At 68.5% G+C, this 22509-nt stretch carries 18 protein-coding genes and 1 pseudogene; 6 read left to right on the top strand and 13 right to left on the bottom strand.

Annotation, left to right across the window (positions count from 1 at the left end; genetic code table 11):
* Positions 1-113: 113 nt before the first annotated feature.
* The 8 genes from ACIOHC_RS33000 to ACIOHC_RS32965 all read right to left on the bottom strand — a co-directional run bounded on the left by ACIOHC_RS33000 (position 114) and on the right by ACIOHC_RS32965 (position 10342).
* The gene (locus tag ACIOHC_RS33000; protein ID WP_351080574.1) at positions 114-1319 is read right to left on the bottom strand and encodes an acyl-CoA dehydrogenase family protein; all 1206 of its coding nucleotides are present in this window, start codon (positions 1317-1319) and stop codon (positions 114-116) included.
* On the bottom strand, positions 1316-1849 hold the full coding sequence (locus ACIOHC_RS32995) for a MaoC family dehydratase (RefSeq protein ID WP_351080576.1): 534 nt from the start codon (positions 1847-1849) through the stop codon (positions 1316-1318). Before ACIOHC_RS32995 ends, ACIOHC_RS33000 begins: the two co-directional genes overlap by 4 nt.
* A gap of 2 nt (positions 1850-1851) precedes the next feature.
* The gene (locus tag ACIOHC_RS32990) at positions 1852-2814 is read right to left on the bottom strand and encodes a CoA ester lyase (RefSeq protein WP_351080578.1); all 963 of its coding nucleotides are present in this window, start codon (positions 2812-2814) and stop codon (positions 1852-1854) included.
* Positions 2811-4823 carry a protein meaA gene (locus ACIOHC_RS32985; RefSeq protein WP_365693370.1) on the bottom strand — a complete coding sequence of 671 codons (2013 nt, stop codon included), beginning with the start codon at positions 4821-4823 and terminating at the stop codon, positions 2811-2813. Before ACIOHC_RS32985 ends, ACIOHC_RS32990 begins: the two co-directional genes overlap by 4 nt.
* 1 nt (position 4824) lies before the next feature.
* Entirely contained in the window at positions 4825-6198 is a 1374-nt protein-coding gene (gene ccrA, locus ACIOHC_RS32980) for a crotonyl-CoA carboxylase/reductase (RefSeq protein ID WP_365693368.1), read from the bottom strand.
* A gap of 360 nt (positions 6199-6558) precedes the next feature.
* The gene (locus ACIOHC_RS32975; protein WP_365693366.1) at positions 6559-7356 is read right to left on the bottom strand and encodes a GNAT family N-acetyltransferase; all 798 of its coding nucleotides are present in this window, start codon (positions 7354-7356) and stop codon (positions 6559-6561) included.
* A gap of 96 nt (positions 7357-7452) precedes the next feature.
* On the bottom strand, positions 7453-8268 hold the full coding sequence (locus ACIOHC_RS32970; protein ID WP_365693364.1) for a TetR family transcriptional regulator: 816 nt from the start codon (positions 8266-8268) through the stop codon (positions 7453-7455).
* A gap of 292 nt (positions 8269-8560) precedes the next feature.
* Positions 8561-10342 (bottom strand): 3-hydroxybutyryl-CoA dehydrogenase, encoded by a 1782-nt coding sequence (locus tag ACIOHC_RS32965; RefSeq protein ID WP_365693363.1) that lies wholly within the window; start codon positions 10340-10342, stop codon positions 8561-8563.
* 358 nt (positions 10343-10700) lie between these two features.
* Between ACIOHC_RS32965 and ACIOHC_RS32960 the strand changes: the two genes are divergently transcribed.
* Positions 10701-11273 carry an adenylosuccinate lyase gene (locus tag ACIOHC_RS32960; protein WP_365693361.1) on the top strand — a complete coding sequence of 191 codons (573 nt, stop codon included), beginning with the start codon at positions 10701-10703 and terminating at the stop codon, positions 11271-11273.
* A 64-nt stretch (positions 11274-11337) separates the two neighbouring features.
* On the opposite strand, the gene ACIOHC_RS32955 is transcribed toward ACIOHC_RS32960, so the two are convergent.
* The 3 genes from ACIOHC_RS32955 to ACIOHC_RS32945 all read right to left on the bottom strand — a co-directional run bounded on the left by ACIOHC_RS32955 (position 11338) and on the right by ACIOHC_RS32945 (position 14579).
* Positions 11338-11889 (bottom strand): GNAT family N-acetyltransferase, encoded by a 552-nt coding sequence (locus ACIOHC_RS32955; RefSeq protein WP_365693359.1) that lies wholly within the window; start codon positions 11887-11889, stop codon positions 11338-11340.
* Between the two features lie 65 nt (positions 11890-11954).
* On the bottom strand, positions 11955-13559 hold the full coding sequence (locus ACIOHC_RS32950; protein ID WP_351080591.1) for an alpha/beta hydrolase: 1605 nt from the start codon (positions 13557-13559) through the stop codon (positions 11955-11957).
* A 144-nt stretch (positions 13560-13703) separates the two neighbouring features.
* Positions 13704-14579 (bottom strand): radical SAM protein, encoded by an 876-nt coding sequence (locus ACIOHC_RS32945; protein ID WP_401845167.1) that lies wholly within the window; start codon positions 14577-14579, stop codon positions 13704-13706.
* Positions 14580-14614: 35 nt separating this feature from the next.
* Between ACIOHC_RS32945 and ACIOHC_RS32940 the strand changes: the two genes are divergently transcribed.
* Together ACIOHC_RS32940 and ACIOHC_RS32935 are read left to right on the top strand one after the other, a co-directional pair.
* Entirely contained in the window at positions 14615-16198 is a 1584-nt protein-coding gene (locus ACIOHC_RS32940) for a recombinase family protein (RefSeq protein ID WP_401845166.1), read from the top strand.
* Positions 16199-16966: 768 nt separating this feature from the next.
* Positions 16967-17545: a recombinase family protein gene (locus ACIOHC_RS32935; RefSeq protein ID WP_401845164.1), complete on the top strand. Its 579-nt coding sequence runs from the start codon at positions 16967-16969 to the stop codon at positions 17543-17545.
* Positions 17546-17612: 67 nt separating this feature from the next.
* Here ACIOHC_RS32935 and ACIOHC_RS32930 read toward each other — a convergent pair whose 3' ends face one another.
* Positions 17613-18194, bottom strand: coding sequence for an XRE family transcriptional regulator (locus ACIOHC_RS32930; protein ID WP_401845187.1), 582 nt, complete (start codon positions 18192-18194; stop codon positions 17613-17615).
* 281 nt (positions 18195-18475) lie between these two features.
* Between ACIOHC_RS32930 and ACIOHC_RS32925 the strand changes: the two genes are divergently transcribed.
* Complete coding sequence (locus tag ACIOHC_RS32925; RefSeq protein ID WP_376212748.1) at positions 18476-18673, top strand: hypothetical protein; 198 nt, start codon at positions 18476-18478, stop codon at positions 18671-18673.
* Between the two features lie 307 nt (positions 18674-18980).
* Here the strand turns inward: ACIOHC_RS32925 and ACIOHC_RS32920 are convergent.
* Positions 18981-19199, bottom strand: a pseudogene (locus tag ACIOHC_RS32920) (radical SAM protein); the annotation flags it as partial.
* 149 nt (positions 19200-19348) lie between these two features.
* On the opposite strand from ACIOHC_RS32920, the gene ACIOHC_RS32915 reads away from it, so the two are divergent.
* Both ACIOHC_RS32915 and ACIOHC_RS32910 read left to right on the top strand, forming a co-directional pair.
* On the top strand, positions 19349-19792 hold the full coding sequence (locus ACIOHC_RS32915; RefSeq protein WP_351080595.1) for an SRPBCC family protein: 444 nt from the start codon (positions 19349-19351) through the stop codon (positions 19790-19792).
* A 187-nt stretch (positions 19793-19979) separates the two neighbouring features.
* Positions 19980-22439 (top strand): MFS transporter, encoded by a 2460-nt coding sequence (locus tag ACIOHC_RS32910; RefSeq protein ID WP_351080597.1) that lies wholly within the window; start codon positions 19980-19982, stop codon positions 22437-22439.
* Positions 22440-22509 lie beyond the last annotated feature (70 nt).

Below are 22509 nucleotides of genomic sequence, written 5' to 3'. Positions count from 1 at the left end.
GGTTGCGAGCAGCAACTGGGCAAGCCAGCAGCCGAGTCGGACGGCTTGAAGGCACCGCCTGAGGGTGACAGGGTGTGATCTTCTTCGCGGCTAAATCGCCTCGAAAGGGACAATCAACCCTGGAACCGGTACTCCTCGAGGAGTCGGCGCCCGATGATCATTTTCTGGATCTCGGCGGTACCTTCACCGATCAGCAGCATCGGGGCCTCCCGGTAGAGGCGCTCGATCTCGTACTCCTTGGAGAAGCCGTAGCCGCCATGGATCCGGAAGGCGTCCTCGACGACTTCCTTGCAGTACTCGGAGGCGAGGTACTTCGCCATCCCTGCCTCCAGGTCGTTTCGCTCCCCGGAGTCCTTTTTGCGTGCTGCGTTGACCATCATCGCATGGGCGGCCTCGACCTTGGTGGCCATTTCGGCCAGCTTGAACTGGATCGCCTGGTGCTGGGCGATCGGCTTTCCGAAGGTCTGGCGTTGCTGGGCGTAGGAAACGCCCAGCTCGAACGCACGCTGAGCGACACCGCAGCCACGCGCGGCCACATTCACCCGGCCGACCTCGACGCCGTCCATCATTTGGTAAAACCCTCGGCCGGTGGTGCCGCCCAGCACTCGATTGGCCGGAATACGTAGCCCGTCCATGATGAGTTCGGTCGTGTCGACACCCTTGTAACCCATTTTGTCGATTTTGCCGGGAATGGTGAGGCCGGGGCGGACCTCGCCGAACCCGGGCTCCTTCTCCACCAGGAACGTCGTCATCGACTTGTGCGGGGCGGTGCCCTCGGGGTGGCCTTCGTCACTCCGGCACAGAACGGCGACGAGCGAGGACGTACCACCGTTCGTCAGCCACATCTTCTGGCCGTTCAGGACGTACTCCTCGCCGTCCCTGACACCCTTGGAGGTGATCGCCGAGACGTCCGAGCCCAGTGCCGGCTCGGACATCGAGAACGCGCCCCGGACCTCACCCAGCGCCATCCGCGGCAGGAACGTGTCCTTCTGTTCCTGGGTGCCGTGCTGCTTGAGCATGTACGCCACGATGAAGTGCGTGTTGATGATCCCCGACACGCTCATCCAGCCGCGGGCGATTTCCTCCACGCACAGCGCGTAGGTGAGCAGCGACTCGCCCAGGCCTCCGTACTCCTCGGGGATCATCAGCCCGAAGAGGCCGAGCTCCTTGAGTCCCTCGACGATCTCGGTCGGGTACTCGTCACGGTGTTCGAGCTGGGTCGCGACCGGAATGATCTCCTTGTCGACGAAATCCCGGACCGTGGAGAGGATTTCCTCCTGGACATCGCTGAGGCCGGCAGTCTGGGCGAGTCGTGTCATGGCTGCTTCTCCACGTTCTTCTGCGAAGGCTGGGTCGGCTCGGGGCGGCCGGGCTGTTCTCCGCCGCGCTCCTTGATGTAGGTCTCGGTGGGCACCATCACCTTGCGGCGGAACACACAGACGAGCGTGCCGTCCTGTTTGTATCCCCTCGTCTCCACATGGACGATTCCGCGGTCGCTCCTGGATTTTGACGGGGTCTTGTCCAGAACGGTGGTCTCGCCGTAGATCGTGTCGCCGTGAAAGGTCGGTGCGACATGCTTCAGCGATTCGACCTCAAGATTGGCGATCGCCTTTCCGGAGACATCCGGGACCGACATGCCGAGCAGCAGAGAATAAATGTAATTGCCGACCACGACGTTCTTTCCGAAGTCGGTCGTCCTCTCCGCGTAATTGCTGTCCATGTGCAGCGGGTGATGATTCATGGTCAGCAGACAGAAAAGGTGGTCGTCGTACTCGGTGACCGTCTTTCCGGGCCAGTGCTTGTAGACAGCACCGACCTCGAACTCCTCAAAGGTGCGTCCGAACTGCATGATCAGGCCTCCGGGGCTTCGAACTTGGAGGTGCGCTGCATACCGGCCGCGCGGCCCTTGCCCGCGACGACGAGCGCCATCTTGCGGCTCGCCTCGTCGATCATCTCGTCGCCCAGCATCGCCGAGCCCTTCTTGCCGCCCTCCTCGGAAGTGCACCACTCGTACGCGTCGAGAATCAGCTCCGCGTGGTCGTAGTCGTCCTGCGAGGGCGAGAAGACCTCGTTGGCCGCATCGACCTGACCGGGGTGCAGCACCCACTTGCCGTCGAAGCCCAGCGCCGCCGCACGGCCCGCGACCTCGCGGTACGCGTCCACGTCACGGATCTGCAGAAAGGGGCCGTCGATCGCCTGGAGGTCGTGCGTACGGGCCGCCATCAGAATGCGCATCAGGATGTAGTGGTACGCGTCCGCGCCGTAGCCGGGCGGCTGCTGGCCGACGACCAGGGTCTTCATGTTGATCGACGCCATGAAGTCGGCCGGGCCGAAGATCAGGGTCTCCAGGCGGGGCGAGGCCGCCGCGATGTCGTCGATGTTCACCAGGCCCTTGGCGTTCTCGATCTGCGCCTCGATGCCGATCCTGCCGACCTCGAAGCCCATCGTCTTCTCGATCTGGGTGAGCAGCAGATCGAGGGCGACGACCTGCTCGGCGTCCTGGACCTTGGGCAGCATGATGCAGTCGAGGTTCTGGCCGGCGCCCTCGACGACCGTGATGACATCGCGGTACGTCCAGTGGGTCGTCCAGTCGTTGACCCGCACGACCCGGGTCTTGCCCGTCCAGTCGCCGTCGTTCAGCGCGTCGACGATGGTGTGCCGGGCGCCCTCCTTGGCGAGCGGCGCGCAGGCGTCCTCCAGGTCGAGGAAGACCTGGTCGGCCGGGAGGCCCTGGGCCTTCTCCAGGAACCGCGGGTTCGAGCCGGGCACGGCCAGGCACGAGCGGCGCGGACGCAGGCGGTTGACGGCAGTCATGCGGGGACCTCCAGAGGGTCGAGCTTGTTCGCTTTCCGGATCTCGTCGACGATACGGCCGATGATCTCCGTGATACCGAAGTCCTTCGGGGTGAATACGGCGGCGACACCGGCCCCGACCAGGGCGGCGGCATCCGCGGGCGGAATGATCCCGCCGGCGATCACCGGGATGTCGGCGGCGCCCGCTCGGCGCAGCCGGGAGAGCACGTCCGGCACGAGCTCGGCATGCGAGCCGGACAGGATCGACAGACCGACGCAGTGCACGTCCTCGGCCAGGGCGGCCGAGACGATCTGCTCGGGGGTCAGCCTGATCCCCTGGTAGACGACCTCGAATCCGGCGTCACGGGCCCGTACGGCGATCTGCTCGGCGCCGTTGGAGTGCCCGTCCAGGCCCGGCTTGCCGACCAGCAGCCGCAGCCGTCCGGCACCCAGGTCGGCCGCCGTGCGGGCGACCTTCGCGCGGACCAGGGCGAGCGGTGTGCCGGGTTCCGCAGTCACCGCGACCGGGGCGGACGAGACGCCCGTCGGGGCCCGGAACTCGCCGAAGACGTCGCGCAGCGCCCAGGACCACTCGCCGGTGGTGACGCCCGCGCGGGCGCACTCCAGGGTCGCTTCCATCATGTTCTCGGTGCCCGCGGCGGCCTTCTTCAGTGCGGCCAGCGCGTCGGTGGCGCGGGTCTCGTCGCGGTTGTCGCGCCACTCGTGGAGGGCCGTGACGACCCCGGCCTCGTTGGCGGGGTCGACCGTCATGATGGCCCCGTCGAGGTCCGCGGTGAGCGGGTTCGGTTCCGTCGTCCCGTAGATGTTGACGCCGACGATCTTCTCCTCGCCACCCTCGATGCGGGCCCGGCGCGCGGCATGCGATGAGACCAGCTCCGACTTCAGATACCCGGACTCGACGGCCGCCATGGCGCCGCCCATCTCCTCGATCCGGTCGATCTCGGCGAGTGACTCCGTCACCAGCTCGTCGACCTTGGCCTCGATGACGTGCGATCCGGCGAAGATGTCCTCGTACTCCAGCAGATCGCTCTCGTGCGCGAGCACCTGCTGGATGCGCAGCGACCACTGCTGGTCCCAGGGCCGGGGGAGCCCCAGCGCCTCGTTCCAGGCCGGCAGCTGGACGGCGCGGGCGCGGGCGTCCTTGGACAGGGTGACGGCCAGCATCTCCAGGACGATGCGCTGGACGTTGTTCTCCGGCTGCGCCTCGGTCAGACCGAGGGAGTTGACCTGGACGCCGTAGCGGAAGCGACGCTGCCTGGCATCGTTGATGCCGTACCGCTCGCGGGTGATCCGGTCCCAGATGCGACCGAAGGCGCGCATCTTGCACATCTCCTCGATGAAGCGGACGCCCGCGTTCACGAAGAAGGAGATCCGCGCGACCACGTCGCCGAACTTCTCCTCGGGCACCTGACCGGAGTCGCGCACGGCGTCCAGCACCGCGACGGCGGTCGACAGGGCGTACGCGATCTCCTGGACCGGAGTGGCTCCCGCCTCCTGCAGGTGGTAGCTGCAGATGTTGATCGGGTTCCATTTCGGGATGCGGTCGACCGTGTACGTGATCATGTCGGTGGTCAGTCGCAGCGAAGGACCGGGCGGGAAGACGTGCGTCCCGCGCGAGAGGTACTCCTTGACGATGTCGTTCTGCGTGGTGCCCTGGAGCCTGGCGATGTCGGCGCCCTGTTCCTCCGCGACCACCTGGTAGAGCGCCAGCAGCCACATCGCGGTGGCGTTGATCGTCATCGAGGTGTTCATCCGTTCCAGGGGGATGTCCCGGAACAGCACGCGCATGTCGCCGAGGTGCGACACCGGCACACCGACCCGGCCGACCTCGCCGCGGGCGAGGACGTGGTCGGGGTCGTAGCCGGTCTGCGTCGGCAGGTCGAAGGCGACCGACAGGCCTGTCTGGCCCTTGGCGAGGTTGCGCCGGTAGAGCTCGTTGGACGCCTCGGCGGTCGAGTGGCCGGCGTACGTCCGCATGAGCCACGGGCGGTCCTTCTGGCGGCCCGTCATGTCAGACGTTCCTGCTGTGCACGTCGGTCCGCTCCGCCGACGTGTCACGGAAGAGGTTGATGGCGTCGAGGTGCTTCTCGCGCAGCTCGTGGTCGCGCACGCCCAGGCCTTCGCGGGGGGCGAGCGCCAGCACGCCGACCTTGCCCTGGTGGAGGTTGCGGTGGACGTCGTACGCGGCCTGGCCGGTCTCCTCCAGGGAGTAGACCTTCGACAGCGTCGGGTGGATCCTGCCCTTGGCCACGAGCCGGTTGGCCTCCCACGCCTCGCGGTAGTTCGCGAAGTGCGAGCCCACGATCCTCTTCAGCGACATCCACAGGTAGCGGTTGTCGTACTCGTGGTTGTAGCCGGACGTGGAGGCGCAGGTGACGATCGTGCCGCCCTTGCGGGTCACGTACACCGAGGCGCCGAACGTCTCGCGGCCCGGGTGCTCGAAGACGATGTCGACGTCCTCGCCGCCGGTGAGCTCGCGGATGCGCTTGCCGAACCGCTTCCACTCGCGCGGGTCCTGGTTGTGCTCGTCCTTCCAGAACGCGTAGCCCTCGGCGTTGCGGTCGATGATCGCCTCGGCGCCCATCCTCCGGCAGATGTCCGCCTTCTGCTCGCTGGAGACGACGCAGATCGGGTTGGCGCCGCCCGCGAGGGCGAACTGCGTGGCGTATGAACCGAGTCCGCCGCTGGCGCCCCAGATCAGGACGTTGTCACCCTGCTTCATGCCCGCACCGTTGCGCGAGACGAGCTGGCGGTACGCGGTGGAGTTGACCAGGCCCGGGGCCGCGGCCTCCTCCCAGCTGAGGTGCTGCGGCTTCGGCATCAGCTGATTGGACTTGACGAGCGCGATCTCCGCGAGGCCGCCGAAGTTGGTCTCGAAGCCCCAGATGCGCTGCTCGGGGTCGAGCATCGTGTCGTTGTGGCCGTCCGAGGACTCCAGCTCGACCGAGAGGCAGTGCGCGACGACCTCGTCGCCGGGGTGCCACGCGTTGACGCCGGGGCCGGTGCGCAGGACGACGCCCGCGAGGTCGGAGCCGATGACGTGGTACGGCAGGTCGTGGCGCCGGGTGAGCTCGCTGAGCTTCCCGTAGCGCTCCAGGAAGCCGAAGGTGGACATGGGCTCGAAGATCGAGGTCCACACGGAGTTGTAGTTGACCGAGCTCGCCATGACGGCGACGAGTGCCTCGCCGGGTCCGAGTTCGGGCACCGGGACCTCGTCGAGATGCAGTGACTTGCGGGGGTCCTTGTCGCGGGTTTCGAGCCCGGCGAACATCTCCGTCTCGTCCTTGTGCACGGTCACCGCGCGGTACGACTCAGGGATGGACAGGGCCGCGAAGTCCGCGGCTGTGCTGTCCTGCGATCGGATCGCGTCCAGGATTTCCTTCACGGTGTGCCTCCGGCGGATGGGGGGCGCTGAGGGAACGCTTGAGAGTCCCTGCAAGCAGACGGGGAGCTGTGTGGTGTGGAGGTGCTGCCGTCGGTTCGGCTGGTGGGGCTGCGGCTTGCTCTGTGGAGCAGAAGGGTTTGCCTGTGACGCAGGCGTCCGGGCGCGCAGGCATCCTGCTTGCGGGGACAGCCGGCGTACGTGAGGTCTCAGCACGCCGGCCGCCCGGACAACTTCAACGTATGGCACTCCGTGACACCTGGCAAGGCACTCGGTGCCAACAATTTCTCTCACTTGTCACCCGCCGGGCACGCATGAGCAAGGTGGGAGGTGTTCTGGGTGGTTACGTCCCGCTGGATGTGATCAGCGCGAGGGCCGGTACACGTACGGGGTCGTGGTGCTCAGGGCCTGGAATCCGAGTCGCTGGAGGATCGGGCTGCTCCGGTCGGAGGCGTCGACCTGAAGGTAGCCGTAGCCGCGCTCCGCCGCGATCCGGGCGCGGAAGGCGACCAGGGCGCGGTAGATGCCCCTGCCGCGCCACGAGCGGACCGTTCCGCCGCCCCAGAGCCCCGCGAAGCCCGTGCCCGGGTACAGCTCCATCCTGGCCGAGCTCACCGGCTCGTCGCCCGCCATCGCGAGGATGCCCACGAAACCGTCCGGATCCTCCGACAGTCTGGCCAGGACCTGATGCCGCAGCCGCGACCAGTCCGAGCCGAAGGCCTGCTCGTGGGCGCGCCCCATCAGTTCCACGTCGTCCGCGTCGCTCACGGTGCGCAGCCGGACGCCCTCGGGGAGCTCCACCGTCGTCGAGAGGTCCGCCACCCGGGCGACCAGCAGGGTCTCCGGCTGCTCCGCCTCGAAACCGGCGGCGAGAAGCCGCTCCGACAGGTCGGCCGGCCGGTCGTGCGCGTACAGCTTCCACTCGAACTCGTCATGCCCGAGAGCCGTGTAGTGCGCCACCTGCGCCCCGATCGCCGCGTCCGCGCGTGCGGGATCCAGGTCCGGGGCCGACCAGAGCACACCGTTCCAGTCGCGGGCCGTGCCGACCTGCCGTACGACGCCACCGGTGCGTTCGACCCGTACGCCGGGGCCGTCGGGGCGGGCGTGTTCGCGCATTTCGCGGTCGAAAAGGGCCAGAAGTGTGTCGCGATCATGATTCATCCGCACACCACAGCACCGGGGTGCGGACGCGGCAACCGGGTTTCGGCCCCAGCCGGCCGTCGGGCCCGTCGGCCGGGTGGGACCGGCCGGCATGCCTCAGCGGTCCTCGAGCGCCTGCTGGATCGTCCGCATCACCTCGTCGAGCGGCGCGTCCGTGCGCGCCACCGCGACCAGTACCTCGCCCTGGGGCGCCACCGAGGCGGCCGGCTGCCTCGTCGGTTCGACGCCGGCGATCCTGCCCGCGCCGATACCGCTCCCGAACGTGTCGCGGACGATCGAGAAGGCGTGGTCGAGCTGGGCCTCCACGTCGCCCTCGCCGCCCGCCCGCAGCCAGCGGCGCAGCACATGGTTGTGCGCGGTGACGACAGCGGAAGCCGCGACCTCGGCGAGCAGGGGGTCGTCATTGCCGACATGGTGGTCGCGCTCGTCGAAATGGCCCAGCAGATACCGCGTGAACAGCCGCTCGTAGCGGGCCACCGAGGCGATTTCGGCCTCGCGCAGCGTGGGAACCTCACGGGTCAGCTTGTAACGCGCCACGGAGACCGCCGGCTTCGCCGCGTACATCTTCATGACTTCCTTGATGCCGCGGCAGACGGTGTCGAGCGGGTGCTCGTGCGCGGGGGCCGCGTTGAGGACGGCCTCGGCCCTGACGAGGGTGTCGTCGTGGTCCGGGAAGATCGCCTCTTCCTTGGAGCGGAAATGCCGGAAGAAGGTTCGCCGGGCGACGCCCGCGGCGCCCGCGATCTCGTCGACCGTCGTCGCCTCGTACCCCTTCGTGGCGAACAGCTCCATCGCCGCGGCGGCCAGTTCGCGGCGCATCTTGAGCCGTTGGGCGGCGGCGCGGGTGCCTGCGGCACTCTCCGGGGTGTCGGACGCGGCGGAGACACGGGGGGACCTGGCGGGCTGGGACATGGTGTGAACGTACTGCATCGGCGCGGGGGACCGCGCCTGCGGGGGAGGGCCGCCCGACGGGTCGAGCAGCCCTCCCCCGCAGGCTCCCGGCTCAGCGGGTCCGGCAGCGGGCTTCGCGGCGTCACGGGGCCGGGGCACGCACCTCGCGGCGTTGTCGTCCATCATCATGGCTCCTTCCCCAGGCTCTCAGCTGCGTTCGAGCAGGGGAGACCCCATCTGCCTCAACCCTCCGCCTTGCGATGCACGTACCCCAGCCCCGCTCCTCAACCGCGCTGCCCACTGCCGGACCCTCTCAGCGCCGGGCATATTCGCGGAAGCCGCGCCCCGTCTTTCGACCGAGGCAGCCGGCGGCCACCAGATGTTCGAGCAGCGGCGCCGGGGCCAGGCCCGGGTCGCGGAACTCGTTGTGCAGAACCTTCTCGATGGCGAGCGAGACGTCGAGCCCGACGACGTCGAGGAGTTCGAACGGGCCCATCGGGTAGCCGCCGCCCAGCTTCATCGCCGCGTCGATGTCGTCGAGGCTCGCGTAGTGCTCCTCGACCATCTTGATCGCGTTGTTGAGGTAGGGGAACAGCAACGCGTTCACGATGAAACCGGCCCGGTCCCCGCAGTCCACCGGGTGCTTGCGGACCTTGACGCACACCTCGCGGGCGGTGGCGTGGACGTCGTCCGCGGTGAGCACCGTACGGACGACCTCGACCAGCTTCATCGCGGGCGCCGGGTTGAAGAAGTGCATCCCGACGACGTCCTGCGGACGCGAGGTGGCCCGCGCGATCGCCACGACCGGCAGCGACGAGGTGGTGGTGGCGAGCACCGCACCGGGCTTGCAGACCTTGTCCAGCGTCCCGAACAACTGCTGCTTGACCGTCAGGTCCTCGGCGACCGCCTCGACCGCGAGATCGACATCGGCGAAGGCGTCGAGCGAACCGGCCGCGGTGATCCGGGCCAGTGTCTCGTCCCGGGCCCCGGCCGTCAGCCGCCCCTTGGTGACGGAACGCTCCAGCGACTTGCCGATCCGGGCCTTCGCCGTGTCCGCCTTCTCCTGACCGCGGGCGGCGAGCACCACGTCGTAACCGGCCTTCGCGAAGACCTCGGCGATCCCCGAGGCCATGGTGCCGGAGCCCGCCACCCCCACCGAGCGCACCGTGCGCCCGGCGGCCGTCGCCACGTTCTCCCGCGGGGTCAGCGCGTCCGGCACCTCGGTCTGGCTGCCGGGTCCGGTGTACGTGTAGAAGCCGCGGCCCGACTTGCGGCCGGTCAGCCCCGCCTCGCTGAGCTGTCCGAGCACGGGAGCGGGGGCGTGCAGCCGGTCGTGCGACGCGGAGTACATCGCCTCCAGGACGGTGCGGGCGGTGTCGATCCCGATCAGGTCGAGGAGGGCGAGCGGGCCCATCGGCAGGCCGCAGCCCAGCTTCATCGCCGCGTCGATGTCCTCACGGGAGGCGTAGTTCGCCTCGTACATCGCGGCGGCCTGGTTGAGGTATCCGAACAGCAGCCCGTCGGCGACGAAGCCCGGCCGGTCGCCGACCGCGACCGGCTCCTTGCCCAGACTGCGGGCCAGCTCGGTGACGGCCGCGACGGCCGGCGGCGCGGTCAGCACCGACGAGACCACCTCGACCAGCTTCATCGCGGGCGCCGGATTGAAGAAGTGCAGGCCGAGCACGCGCTCGGGGTGCAGCGACTCGGCGGCCAGCCGGGTCACCGACAGGGCATTGGTGCCGGTCGCCAGGATCGCGGTGGGGGAGACGACCGCGTCGAGCTCCCGGAAGACCTGCTGCTTGATCTCGTACGACTCGGGAACGACCTCGATGACCAGCTCCGCCTCCGCGGCGGCCCGGAGGTCACCGAAGGTACGGAACCGGGCGAGGACGTCGCTCCGCTCCTGCTCCGTGATCCGCTCGCGCCGTACGGCGCGAGCGGTCGCGGCTTCCAGGGAGGCGACGGCCTGACGGGCTGCCGCCTCGCTGATGTCGATACCGATGACCTCATGGCCGGCGCGGGCGAGGACCTCGGCGATGCCGGTGCCCATGGTGCCGAGACCGACGACGGCGATGGTGCTGAGCGGGATGTCCATCACGGGACTCCAGGGAATGAGTGACGACTGTGAGGAAGCACGGCGCGCGTCGGAGGACGAAAGGGCGCCACTGTGCGGGAATTGCGTGTCGTGGTGTTCAGTGCCGGGGCGCGCTGGGCACGCCCGGACCGGGAAGGGGCGACGGACTCTGTCCCGGAGTCACGTCTCGCGAAGCTGCCGAACCGACAAGCACTCCGAGTGACTGCGTCACCAGGCCACCGGAGCAAGCGGGGAGTGTGTCCCGCTCACATGAGGTTAACCGGTCGGTAACGAGCGCACCAGTCCTGAGGTGTCGTGCGCCATGTCACATTCACCCCGGCTCTCGATACGCAGAGTTCCCGTCGATACGCTGAGGGTCATGGATGAGGAGTTCCGCTCGCTGACGGACCGACTGGCCGACGAGGCGGGTGAGTCCGCGGCGTTCCGCAGACTGCTCGCCACCGACGACGACGAGGAACTGGCCGACGTCCTCGTGGAAGCCGAACGCCCGCTCTGGGCAAGGGAGATCGCCGCGTTCCGGCTCGGCTGTGCCGGTGACCGACGGGCCTTCGAAGCGCTGGTCCTGCTGCTCAACCACCGTGACCCGGAGCGCTGCGTCTGCGCCGCACACGCCCTGGAGCGCCTCGGCGACCCACGCACCCCCCGGGCCGCCGCCGCCCTCGCGACCAACACCCTGCGCACCGCGTACGCCCTGCACCCGGTGCGGCTGCTGACCGCGCTCCGTGCCCCGGAGTCCGTACCGGCGTTGATGGCCACCCTGGAGCGGCTCCTGGCCCCGGAGGACCCGCACTGGCGGGTGGCGCTGGCCTGCGTGGAAGGGCTCGGGCAGCTGGCGGACGAGCGGGCCCGTCCCCTCCTGGAGGCGGCGCTGCCGCACCCGCGACTGGGGGGCGCGGCCCGCGAGGCGCTCAGCCGGCTGCGGAGGGCCTGACGGGGGCGGATGTCTTGTCCCCGGGCGGGGCCCGTCCCCGCGCGCCGGACCGGCGCGGACGCGTTCAGGCGGTGCCGGGGAGCCCGAGGGCGCGTACGTACCGCAGCTCGGGCACGAGCACGCCGTCCACCTCGAAGGACTCCTCGGCACCGTCGGGAAGGAAGCCGGCGCGCTCGTAGAAGCGGCGGGCCGGGGCGTTCTCCCTCAGCACCCAGAGCGCCAGGTCAGGGAAGCCGTCCGCGGCGGCGCGAGCGAGCAGCTCCGCCGTCAGGGCGCGCCCGGCCCCGGTCCCGATCATCTCGGGCAGCACGTAGATCGCGTACAGCTCACCCCGGTCCGGTCGCCCGTCGTCCTCGCGGTACGGGCCGTAGCAGCCCCAGCCGATCACGCCGAGGCCCGCTCGTTCGGCCACCACATTCACCACCGTGGTGCCCTCGTCGAAGAATCCACGGCGCCGGTCCGCGTCCTCGGCGATGTCCATGGAGTCCAGATACGACTGCGGCATCAGTCCGGCGTACGCGGCCTGCCAGCCGCGCACCCGGACTCTCGCGACCGCCTCGCAGTCGTCGACAGTCATGTCCCGTACAAGCACATCCGGCGTGGTCCGCATCGTCATACGGGCCATCCTGACGCATGCGTCAGGATGGCCCGTACGGGAATCCGGCCCGGGTTCGCAGGGCGTCAGCCGCGGAAGCCGAGCAGGCCGTGCAGGATGCTGCCCCTGCTGCCGGAACCCGTTCCCCGGGCCGCCTTCGCCGCGGCCCTGCCGGTCAGCGGCTGCGGGTCGGGGGACTTGGCGCAGACCGCGTCCGCGTCGGCCCCACTGCCTTTGCCGCGCGGGACGGTGCCCTTGTCGAGATAGTCCGCCAGATAGGTGTCCAGGCAGTCGTTGCCGCTCAGTGTGATGCCGTGGTTGCCGCCGCCCTGCTCGACCACCAGGCTGGAGTCGCGCAGCTTGCGGTGGAGGGTGACTCCGCCCTCGTACGGCGTGGCCGCGTCCTCGGTGGCCTGGAAGAGCAGCGCCGGCGGCAGGCTGTCGTTGGAGACCGGTACCGGGTTCAGCGGCTCCACCGGCCAGTCGGCGCACGGCGCGTTGTACCAGGTGTTGTTCCAGGTGAAGAAGGGTGCCTTGTCGTGCACCTTCCAGCTGTCGCTGCGCCAGGTGTTCCACTGACGGGGCCACTGGGTGTCGCGGCACTGCACGGCCGAGTAGACCGAGTACCCGTTGTCGGCCTTCGCGTCCACGGCGCCGAACTTCTCGTACGCCTTCACGAGCGCGTCAGGGTCCTGGTCGTTCACATACGCCGCGAACGCATCGGCCAGATAGGGCCAGTAGCCGTTGTAGTAGCCACCGGGCAGGAAGGTGTCCTCCAGCTCGCTCGCCCCGACCCTCGCGCCCGCGGGGTGCGCCTTGACGGCGGCACGCATCGCGTACCAGGCATCCTCGACCTTCGCCGGGTCGCTGCCGAGCCGGTACGTGGTGTCGTGCTTCGCGACCCAGGCGGCGAACGCCTTGTGGCGGGCGTCGAACGCGTAGTTCTGGCCGATGTTGTCGTCGTACCAGACGCCCTCCGGGTCGACGTTCGAGTCGAGGACCAGACGCCGCACCCGCTCCGGGAACAGCTTGGCGTACACCGCGCCGAGGTAGGTCCCGTACGAGTACCCGAAGTAGTTGAGCTGCTCGGAACCGGTTGCCTGCCGGACCACATCGAGGTCCTTGGCGGCGCTGACGGTGTCCATGTGGGGCAGCAGATCCGGGTACTTCTCGCCACATGCCTGCGCGAACGAGCGGGCCCGGTTGCGGTTGGCCTCCTCGACCGCGAGCGAGTCCGGCACCGAGTCGGGGCGCAGCGGATCGAAGTACTTCGGTACGCAGTCCAGCGCGGGTTCGCTCTTCCCGACGCCGCGCGGGTCGAACCCGATCACGTCGTACTGCGCGGCAACCGACTTCGGCAGCGAGGACGCCACGAAGCCGGCCATCGAGAGGCCGCTGCCCCCGGGACCGCCCGGGTTGACCAGCAGCGGCCCCTGGAAGGTCTTCGCGGTATGCGGGATCCGGGACAGGGCGAGCGTGATCTGCCGCCCCGACGGATCGTCATGATCGAGCGGGGTGCTGACCGATGAGCACTGCAGCGTCGGATACGACGCGGTGCCGCAGTCGGTCCACCGGAGCTGGGCGGCGGCGCGCCGCGCGCCGGTGTCGGCGGTAGCCGGGGACGGGGCGGCGGTCACCAGACCGGCGACCGTCGCCCCGACGGCGAACAGAATTCCTGGACGTTTCGTCATATGGCCTCCCGTGGTGGGGGAAAGACGGCCGCGCGTGGCGCAGCCCCCGCCGCATGCTCCCCGTATTCGTGCCCGGGAGGACATGTTCCGTTGAGAGTTGACCCATTTGCCTGACTCCGATGCGCCGGGCCCGCCCGCAGCGGGTCACAGGAGGGTCAGCTGGGTGGAACCGGGGTCGTCGAGCGGCGGCCGCTGCTCCCGGCGTACGGGGAGCCGGCGGGCCGTGCCCCGGTGCGAGGGTCCGATGCCGAACTCGGTCGCCAGCTCGTGGACGTACCGCGTGATGCGGCGCTGGTACCACTTGGGCGCGTAGGCGCCCTCGGTGTACAACCGCTCGTACCGCCGCACCAACTGGGGGTGGTGCTGCCCGAGCCACCGCATGTACCACTCCCGGGCGCCGGGCCGCAGGTGGAGCACGAGCGGGGTCACCGAGGTCGCCCCGGCCGCAGCGATCGCCCGGACCGTGGCGCGCAACTGGTCCGGATGGTCGCCGAGGAACGGGACGACGGGCGCCATCAGTACGCCGCAGTCGATGCCGTTCTCGCTCAAGGTGCGGACGGCGTCGAGGCGGCGCCCGGGGGAGGGGGTGCCGGGCTCCACGGTGCGCCACAGCCCCTCGTCGACGAAGCCCACGGAGACGGAGATGCCGACTTCGGTGACCTCGGCCGCCTGCCGCAGCAGCTCCAGGTCGCGCAGGATCAGCGTTCCCTTGGTCAGGATGGAGAACGGGTTCGCGTGATCGCGCAGCGCCGAGATGATGCCGGGCATCAACCGGTAACGGCCCTCCGCGCGCTGATAGCAGTCGACATTGGTCCCCATCGCGATGTGCGCGCCGTGCCAGCGGCCGGACGCGAGCCGGTCGCGCAGCAGGTCCGGGGCGTTGATCTTGACGACGATCTGGGAGTCGAAACCGATTCCGGTGTCGAGGTCCAGATAGCTGTGGGTCTTGCGGGCGAAGCAGTAGACACACTCTTGCTGATCGGAGTCACAACGGGTGGCGCTGAGGGGTGTCCTTACCAAGAGTCGCAGGTAAGGGGCATGGTCCTATGGAGTCCATGAGGGTCTTCACATACCGCCGCATCTCCCGGGTGACGGAGCGCACCACCAGCATTGAGCGACAGGGCGAGCACTGCGCCGCTGAGTGCGACCGTCGTGGGTGGAAGGTCGTTGACGATTTCTCGGATGAGGGTGTCAGCGGTGCGACGGACCCGGAAGACCGCCCGGCCATGGCGCGGATGCTCGCCCGGTTGGATGAGGTGGACGCGATCGTGTTCTACAAGCTGGACCGTCTGTCACGGTCCACGCTCGCGTTCGCCGAACTGATGGAGCGTTGCAAGGCAGCCGGGGTTGCCCTGGTGAGCTGCACCGAACCGCTGGACCTGTCGTCACCGATGGGTGTTGCCATGGCGGAGATCATCGCTGTCTTCGCCAAGCTTGAGCGCGCCATGATCCGTGAGCGTTCGATGGACGCGCGGCGCAAGGGGCTGGAAGACCACAAGTTCGTGGGTGGCCGCTTCCCGTACGGGCTCACCCCGGCTCCACACCCGTCCGGTAAGGGGCGGGTCCTGGTGCGGGATGCCGAAGCGGTGAAGAACATTCGGCATATGGCGTCCCTGGTCATCGCTGGTCATTCCGCTTCCGCCATCGCCCGGAAGCTGAATGAGGACAAGGTGCCCACGTCCCGGCAGCAAGGGGCGACGGCGAAGCGTGCGGGTGGCCATGAGGCGCGTGACACGTACTGGAGGGGTAACGCGGTGCGCGCCATCCTCCGCAATCAGGTGCAGTTGGGCTATCGAGTGGGGAAGAACGAGCGTCCCGAGACGGGCTCTGACGGTCTGCCGCTGGTCATCTGGGAGCCGGTACTCACCTGGGAGGAATGGGAAGCCGTTCAGACGGCCATCGACGCCGTGGAAGTGACCCGTACACAGCGCCATGACGCGCACTGGTTGCAGGGGGTCACTCGCTGCGGGGTGTGTGACGCTCGCCTGACTCAGACCGTGGCGCACGGCCGTACGGGGCTCAAGTGCGCACGGCCCAACGAGGAGCGCCACAAGCCCGCGCCGTTCATCCGGGCCGATGACCTTGACGCGTGGGTGAACGAGCGGATGACGATCGTCTACGGCCGTATGCGGGTGATCGAGAACGTGTGGCACTCCGGGAGCAATAACCGGCAGGAACGGTTGGCGGTCGCGTCAGCGATCAAGGCCATGCGCGCCGACCGAAAGGCGGGGCTCTACCGGGGCACGGAGGATGAGGCGGAGTACACCGATCAGATCACGTCGCTGTTGGCCCGTCGTGACGTGCTGGACGCCACGCCAGAGACCGAACCGCACTGGGAGACACGGGATACGGGGCGGACGTTCGGAGACGTGTGGGAGTCATCGACGTTGACCGCACGCGCGGCGCTCATGGCAAGCGTGGGACTTGTGGTCAGGGTGGAGCCTGCCGGGGGTAAACGTCTGCCCGTTGGTGAGCGCGCCCGTATCGAACAGGAAGACCCGGCAGCCGCTGAGCTTGCGGGCAGCGTTGTGGACGACGATGAGGAACCGGTGCGTAGGCCCGTCCCCCTGACACCGGAGCAGCATGAGGAGATCCGGCAGGACCTCTTGGACGACATCGCTACACAGGAAGGCTTGTAAGCCTGCCTGAGCGCCGTTCGCGGCCCGTTGCTGGGATTCCTCCAGTGGTGGGCCGTTCGCGCTTCCTGGGGCGTCGCTGGCTCGCTGCTCCTCAGCGGCGGAGCGATGACGGAATCGGTTAGCCCTACTTTTTTGGTTGCGCATAGAAAACTTAGAGAAAAACAGATCACAGGTCTGTTCCGTCATCTCGTCATCGTGGCGGTCTTGCTGTCACTGGCGGATGGATGGTGGCGGCGATGGGACGGCTGACGGGTCGGGGTGCGCCCAGGCAGGGACCCCCGCCCCTCGCCAATCCTGACCGGCAGGGAGGGAAACCTTGTGCATGGCAACTGAAGGCTTTTTTGCGGAGGGGAGCGGTCGCTACGCCGGGTAGCGATTCCTCCCCATCCGTCACCGCGCGTCACCGTGACGGTCCAAACTGACAAACTAACCCCCTATTTCTATCTCTCTCTAACGCGTGTTAGAAGAAAGTGAAATAGGGGGTTGGTTTGTCAGTTTGTGCACGGGTGGGTGAGGGGGAGGCGGGTGACCCCGCCGGGGCGACCCGAGTGATCGTTAGGTGTCTGCTCCTCTCAGCCGGTACGGGTCTGGCGGTTGAGGGGGGGGCGGGTGTGGCGCAGCGTGACGACCGGTGAAGCGTCCATCAAACGATGGTTTATGAGACGGTCCGTCGAACGCCCCCAGGGGGCCGGATCGGCGTTCAAAACCCGTCTCAAAACCTGCCGCAAACCCCTGCTGTTCTGAGACGAGTTATGAGACTGTCTCGTCATGGACACGAACGCGGGACACCTCATCGGATACGCCAGAGTCTCAGGGGACGACCAGGAAGCACAGTTGCAGCTCGATGCGCTCAAGGAAGCGGGTTGCGCCCGGGTCTTCACCGACAAGGCGAGCGGGAAGAACACGGAGCGCCCGGAGTTGATGGCCGTTCTCGACTACGTCCGCCCCGGGGACACCCTGTGCGTATGGAAGCTGGACCGGTTCGCGCGCTCGCTGATCGACCTGGTGAACATGGTGGACGCGCTTGCCGTGCGGGGGGTCGGGTTCAAGGTGCTTACGGGTGCGCTGGCGAGCATCGATCCGAACACCCCGGACGGTCGCCTCATGCTCCAAGTCGTTGGCGCCATGGCGGAGTTCGAGCGGTCGTTGATTCAGGAGCGGACGCGTGCGGGTCTCGACGCCGCCAAGGCGCAGGGGCGTACGGGTGGGCGTCCGGTCGTGATGGATGCCGACAAGCTTGCCGCCGCCAAGGCGCGCCGTACGAAGGGTGAGAGCGTCACGGCGGTCGCCAAGGCGGTGGGTGTGTCCCGGGCGACGTTGTACCGGGCGCTTGCCGACACGGAGTGATCCGGCCCCGACCTGGGAGACCGTTCACCGATGGGTGGGCGGTCTCTCTCGTGTCCGGGCGCTGACGTTACGAACGCTTGGGCGCCGCACTGTTCCAGAGTTCTTCGCCATGCTCGCTGAACCGGTCGAACATGCCACCGTCGCCCCGCTTGTGGAGGTGGAGGAGTGGGGAATCGTGGCCGACCAGTCGGGCGAGGTGGGGAGTTACGAGCACGTCGGCATCGAAGCGGAACACCGACAGGCTCACATGGTTGATCGCGTCTTCTGGGGCGCTGAAGCGTGTCTCAAGACCCTCCAGTGGGCCGAGACGGTCAAGATGCTCCAGAGTGATGCGGATGCGTGTGGAGACAGTCAAGGCCACGTCCTCGATGCTTTCCCGCTGACGGGTCACGTCGCCGTCGGGGTCGCCCAGTAGGAAGCGGACGCGGCACCCGGAAGCGACCTTCCGGCGCAGCACGTCAGGGAACGCGGGAACCTGGGTCCACAGGAAGTAGTTGGTGTATCCGGCGAAGAGCAGGTCTGTGGTGGCATCGCTGATCAACTCGCTCCACACCGTCGACGGGCACGCGGAACGGTAGGGGTAGCTGTGGACTAGTTCGCGGTCGTGGCCGCTCTTGATGCGGTCCTTGACTACTTGCGGCCAGATCATTTCCTCGTCCACTCCCAACGCCCGAGAGGCGTCATCGCGGTTCCGTGCGTGGGGCGTCAGCTCGGCATCCGCTAGCCATCGCTCGATCGTCTTGCCAGTCACACCAATATGCACGGCAAGCTGACGCGTGCTCACACCGGCATCCGCCATAGCTGATCGTAGGGCAGAGTTCAAGAGGTCCCCCGTAGACGTTTGGGCCTTTCCGTGACCGTAGCGAAGAACGGCCCAACTGTCGTTCGTTCGGAGTGGATACGTCCATGAGGGCGCGCCACGATCGTGCAATGAGCGAACCGACGAGGTATCAGACGGGCCCGTTGGAACTGCCGTTGCGTATGGAGTTGGAGCCGACCCCGGTGGAGGGGTGTCCGGGCTGCATCGAGCTTGCGAACGTGCGGGACCGTGCGCGCACCGGGGGCGACATGACCACCGTGTCCGACTGCAACGTCTACATGCGGCGCCACCCGGAGGGTCACCAGTGAGCACACGCGCTGTCTATCGGTACGTGCCCCACACGATCCGGCAAGTTCCGGAGGGTGGGGTGACATATGAGGTGTTCTGCGTCGCCGTGGGGTGTGGGGAGGAGTCCGGGCCGCAAGGTGAGCAGGAGGTGTCGCAGGATTGGGCGCTGCGTCATGCGGGGCTCACCGGGCATGACGTGTTCCGCCGTGTCTTTACCGATCATGCGCGCGTGACCCGCGCCGAGTAGGGCTCGCCCCACGGGGGAAGCGCCACATTCCCCGGTGGCGCAGGGGCGAAACGCTTCCGTTGTGAGACCCTGCACTAAGGGCAGGCGTGTGTGCAGCCCCGGTAGGGATTGACCGTCCACTCGAACGGCATCCGCGATGCGCCCGGCACCCGGTTCACGATCGAGCGTGCCCGGATCTCGTGGAAGGTGATCCCTCTGAACTCGGGGGTGTCAAAGGTGCGCGTGGTCACCGCGTTCGCGGCGAAGAGCGCGCCGGTCCCGGCCTCCCGGCTGTTCTCGACCAGATTTTCCCAGCGCATGGGCGCCTCCTCGGTAGCACTGGACAGAGAATAGAACACTTGTTCCCTTGATCGTTTTCTCCCCTTCGTCCCGGCCCGGATTTTGAACGAGGTTCCCGAGGTGGTTGGCTCAGCACACCCCCGAACAACCGAGTGCTGGAGGAACAGCCATGGCGCAGGTCGAGGCAACGACGGAGCGAGTCATCGCGGCGGATGCGGAGACGGTGTTCGACGCGCTGGCCGACTACCAGGAGGCCCGGCGCAAGGTCATGCCCGGACAGTTCAGCGAGTACGAGGTGCGCGAGGGCGGCGACGGCGAGGGCACGCTGGTCCACTGGAAGCTCCAGGCCACCAGCAAGCGGGTGCGCGACTGCCTGCTGGAGGTCACCGAGCCCACCGACGGGCAGCTCGTGGAGAAGGACCGCAACTCCTCGATGGTCACCACCTGGACCGTCACCCCGGCCGGTGAGGGCAAGTCGAAGGCGGTCGTGTCGACCGTCTGGAACGGCGCCGGAGGCATCGGCGGATTCTTCGAGAAGACCTTCGCGCCCAAGGGACTTGGGCGGATCTACGACGAGCTGCTGCGCAATCTCGCCGCCGAGGTGGAGAAGTAGCTCCGCGCGCGCTTGACCGGCCTCACCGGTTCGGGTGGTCTTCTCGGCCCGTCGGTTGTGCGCCGTAGTGGCTCCGACCGGGGACTAAGCCCCCCGAGTGCGCCGCCGGCGCCCCCCGTCGCGTTTGCCCTCCCTAATCGCGCAATGCGAGAAATGGGCGGCGCAGACGCGACGAGGGGAGCGGCACGTGGTGGGTGGGATCACTCTGTTGGAGGACGAGCCGAACGGTACGGGGGCCACCGAGGCGGCGACCACGCTGCCGATTCCGCCGCCCTCGTCGCCGCCCGCCGGGGATGAGGTCGTCCCCGCCCCGTCCGCCGAGCCGGCGACCAGTCCCCGCCACATCCGGCTGGTCTTCCTCGGACTGATGCTGACGCTGCTGCTCGCGGCGCTCGACCAGATGATCGTCGCCACGGCACTGCCGAAGATCGTCGGTGAGCTGCACGGCCTGGAGAAGATGTCCTGGGCCGTCACCGCCTACCTCCTCGCCTCCACCATCGGCCTGCCGATCTACGGAAAGCTCGGCGATCTCTTCGGGCGCAAGGGCGTCTTCCAGTTCGCCATCGTCGTCTTCGTCATCGGTTCCGCGCTGGCCGGCTGGTCCCGCACCATGGACGAGCTGATCGCCTTCCGGGCGGTCCAGGGCATCGGCGGCGGCGGACTCATGATCGGTGTCCAGGCGATCATCGCGGATGTCGTACCGCCGCGGGAACGCGGCCGGTTCATGGGGCTCATCGGCGCCGCCTTCGGCCTCGCCTCGGTCGCGGGGCCGCTGCTGGGCGGCTTCTTCACCGACCACGCCTCCTGGCGCTGGTGCTTCTACATCAATGTCCCGTTCGGCCTGATCACCCTCGCCGTCATCACCGTCGTCCTCAAACTCCCCCGGCCCACCGCCCGGCCCCGCCTCGACATCCTGGGCGCCCTGCTGCTCGCGGCAGCCTCCACCTGTCTCGTGCTGCTGACCAGCTGGGGCGGGACGGAGTACGCCTGGGGGTCACGCACCATCCTGGGGCTCGCCGTCGGAGCCGCCGGAACAGCCCTGCTCTTCCTCGTCGTCGAGCACCGGGCAGCCGAACCGATCATTCCGCTGCGGCTGTTCCGTGACTCCGTCTTCAATGTCACCGCCCTCGTCGGCGCGGTGGTCGGCGTCGCGCTGTTCGGCGCCGCGAGCTATCTGCCGACCTTCCTGCAGATGGTCGACGGAGCGTCGGCCACCGAATCCGGCCTCCTGATGCTCCCGATGATGGGCGGCATCGTCGTGGCGTCCATCGTCTCCGGCCAGTTGATCTCGCGCACCGGCCGGTACCGCGTCCACCCGATCCTCGGCGGCGCGTTCTCGGTCCTCGGGATGTGGCTGCTCTCCCGGCTCGAAACGGACACCCCGCGCCTTGAGTACAGCTTCGCGCAGGCGGTGCTCGGCATCGGGATCGGCCTGATCATGCCGGTGCTGGTGCTCGCGGTCCAGAACTCCGTTCAGCCCACCGACCTCGGCGCCGCCACCAGTGCCAACAACTACTTCCGGCAGATCGGCGGCAGCGTCGGCGCCGCCGTCTTCGGGACGCTCTTCGCGGGCCGCCTCGCGGACGCGCTCGCCGCCCGCCTGCCGTCCGGCGCCGACCTCCCCGACCCCGAGTCGATCACCCCGCAGCTGGTCCATGCCATGGAGCCCGCGCTGCGCGACAGTTATATCCGGGCGTACGCCGACGCGATGCCGCGGATCTTCCTCTACCTCGTGCCGGTGCTCGTGCTCGGCCTGTTCCTCGCCTTCTTCCTCAAGGAGAAACCGCTGGTGTCCCACCACAGCCCCGAAACCGACGCCGAGTCCACCACCGGGTCCGCACCGATCCCCGCAGCCCGCGTCACCGCCGCCCCGCCGCCCGTGTACCTGTCGGGAGTGCCGGTGAGCGGCAGCGTCCAGCACCCCGACGGCACCAAGGTCCCGAGCGCCGCCCTCACTCTCATCGACGTCCAGGGACAGCAGGTCGGGCGGGGCGCGAGCGGTGAGGACGGGAGGTACGCGCTGAGCGTGCCCGGCGCCGGTGCGTACGTTCTCATCGCCGCGGCGGGCGGGCACCAGCCGCAGGCCGTCAGCGTCACCGTGGGCGAACGGCCCGTCGAGCTCGATGTGGTGCTCGGTGGTGCCGGGCGCCTCGCCGGGTCCGTCGTCACCGCCGACGGCATCCCCGTGCGCGATGCCGCCGTCACCCTCACCGACGTACGCGGCGAAGTGGTCGCTTCCACCCGCAGCGGTCGCGAGGGAGGGTATGTGATCTCGGAGCTGGTGGCCGGCGAGTACACCCTCGCCGCCAGCGCACCCGCCTTCCGGCCCGCCGCGCTGCCGGTGAGTGTGCAGGCCGCCAGGGAGACCCGGCAGGACATCGAACTCGCCGGGGGTGCGGTGCTGCGCGGCATCGTGCGGGCAAGTGGTGGCCGGCCCGTCGAGGACGCCCGGGTCACGCTGCTGGACGCGGCGGGCAATGTGGTCGACACGCTCACCACCGGGCCCGACGGGGCGTTCCGGTTCGTGGACCTCTCCACCGGTGAGTACACGGTGATCGCGGCCGGGTATCCGCCCGTGGCCACCGTCCTCCAGGTGGCCGGCGGCGGACGCACCGAACGCGATCTCCAACTGGGGCACGAGGACTGACCGGGGAACAGCCGGCCGGCCGCGGACCGAGCCGGCCGGACCGGCACCGCAGCCGGGCCGGTCCGTGCGC

This window comes from Streptomyces sp. NPDC088252 (assembly GCF_044740965.1).
In the GTDB taxonomy this organism is placed as follows: Bacteria; Actinomycetota; Actinomycetes; order Streptomycetales; family Streptomycetaceae; genus Streptomyces.
This window is presented reverse-complemented; position numbering and strand designations above follow the sequence as displayed.